Source organism: Methylobrevis pamukkalensis (genome assembly GCF_001720135.1).
In the GTDB taxonomy this organism is placed as follows: Bacteria; Pseudomonadota; Alphaproteobacteria; order Rhizobiales; family Pleomorphomonadaceae; genus Methylobrevis; species Methylobrevis pamukkalensis.
This window is the reverse complement of record NZ_MCRJ01000240.1, coordinates 1-1,736: the sequence shown is the minus strand read 5'-3', so window position 1 is coordinate 1,736 and position 1,736 is coordinate 1. Positions and strand designations below refer to the sequence as shown.

The following is a 1,736-nucleotide window of genomic DNA, read 5'->3' as shown; positions in this document are numbered from 1 at the left end:
CCTCGGCACCCTGCCGGGCCTGTCGGCCGGCGCGGGCGCGGGCGGCAGCGGCGTGTTCTCCGGTCCGCTCGACCTGTCGGCGATCGCCCGTGGCGAGCCCGGCACCTACGGGGTGGCCGGCGTCGATGGCGGCATCGGCATGCCCGGCGGTGTCGGCGCGCCGACGGCCGGTCCCCCCGACGAAGGCCAGCAGGAGATGGCCGCCGTGATGGCCCCGCCGGACCCGCGCCAGGCCTACGACCAGGCCTACGGCTACATCCTGTCGGGCAACTACGACCTGGCCGAGACGAGCTTTCGCCAGTTCATCGCCGACCATCCGGACAATCCGCAGGCCGGCAGCGCGCATTTCTGGCTGGGCGAATCCTATTTTGCCCGCAAGCGCTGGCGCGAGGCCGCCAACGAGTTCCTCGACACCTACAAGACCTATCCGCAGAGCCCGAAGGCGCCGGAAAGCCTGCTGAAGCTCGGCCTGTCGCTGCATGGCCTCGGCGAGACCGACGCCGCCTGCGCCACCTATTCCGAGCTTGGCAAGAAATTCCCCGACGCGCCGGCCAATGTCCGCGCGCGGGTTGTCGCCGAACAGGCGAAGGCGCAGTGCTGAGGTGAGCCGGGCGCCCCGCGCCGACGCCCCTGACACTGCGTCCCCGATCGGGCCGGCCGAGGCCGACCGGCTGTTTTCCCCGTTTTCCGGCTTGTCGCGCATCGCCGTCGCCGTGTCCGGCGGAGCCGATTCCACCGGGCTGCTGCATCTGCTGTCCGGATGGTCTGCCCGCACGCCGGACGCCCCCGCACTGCAGGTGCTGACCGTCGACCACGGCCTGCGGCCCGCCGCCGCCGAAGAGGCCGCGCGGGTCGCCGAACTTGCCGCCGCCCTGTCGCTCCCTTGCGAGATCCTGCGCTGGCACACGCTGCCGCCGACCGGCGACATCCAGGCGGCCGCGCGGGCCGCGCGCTACCGCCTGCTTGCCGAGGCCACGCGCCGGGCCGGCATCGGCCACGTGCTGCTTGCCCATCACCGCGACGACGTCGCCGAAACCTTCCTGATCCGCCTTGCGCGCGGCAGCGGCCTGCGCGGCCTGTCCGCCATGCCGGCGCGGCGCGAGGTGGACGGCATCGTCTTCCACCGGCCGCTCCTTGCCGTTCCGCGCGCGCGGCTGGTGGCGACTCTCGATGCCGCCGGTCTCGGCTGGTCGGAAGACCCGTCCAACACCGATCCGCGCTATCTGCGCAGCCGGGTGCGCATGCTCATGCCGGCGCTTGCCGACCTCGGGATCGACGCCGCCCGCCTCTCGGACACCGCCGGGCGGCTCGGCCGCGCCGCCGCCCTCGTCGACCGCCTCGTCGGCGACCTGCGCGGCCAGTGCGTGGAAATCCACGCCGGCTATGCCTCGCTCGCCCTGCCGGCGCTCAACGTGGCCGATCCCGAACTCCGCCTGCGCCTCGTGTCCGACCTTCTCCGGGATCTTTGCGGCGCCGACTACGGCCCGCGCCTTGCCGCGCTGGAGGCGGCGTTGGCGGCGGTCACGGCCGCGGATGACGGGTCGGGCAGGGGCCCCGTCCGGCGCACGCTCGGCGGCATGGTGCTCGATCGTCGGGGCGGGATGCTGTGGCTCTACCGCGAGGCGGGACGGACGGGTCTGCCCGTTCTTGACGTCGCCGAAGACGGCGTCGTCCGCTGGGACGGCCGGCTCGACGTGCGGATCGAGGGGCTTGCCGGGCGGGCGCGGCCCGGCTGG

The 1,736-nt window shown here is 73.9% G+C and carries 2 protein-coding genes; both read left to right on the top strand.

Features of this window, described 5'->3' with window-relative positions; all coding sequences use genetic code 11:
• Nucleotides 1–601 (top strand): tol-pal system protein YbgF (ybgF, locus tag A6302_RS20180; protein WP_069308506.1); only part of this gene is annotated, 601 nt, incomplete at its 5' end.
• A gap of 1 nt (nucleotide 602) precedes the next feature.
• The coding region (gene tilS / locus A6302_RS20175) for a tRNA lysidine(34) synthetase TilS (protein WP_069308505.1) at nucleotides 603–1,736 on the top strand (1,134 nt) is incomplete at its 3' end.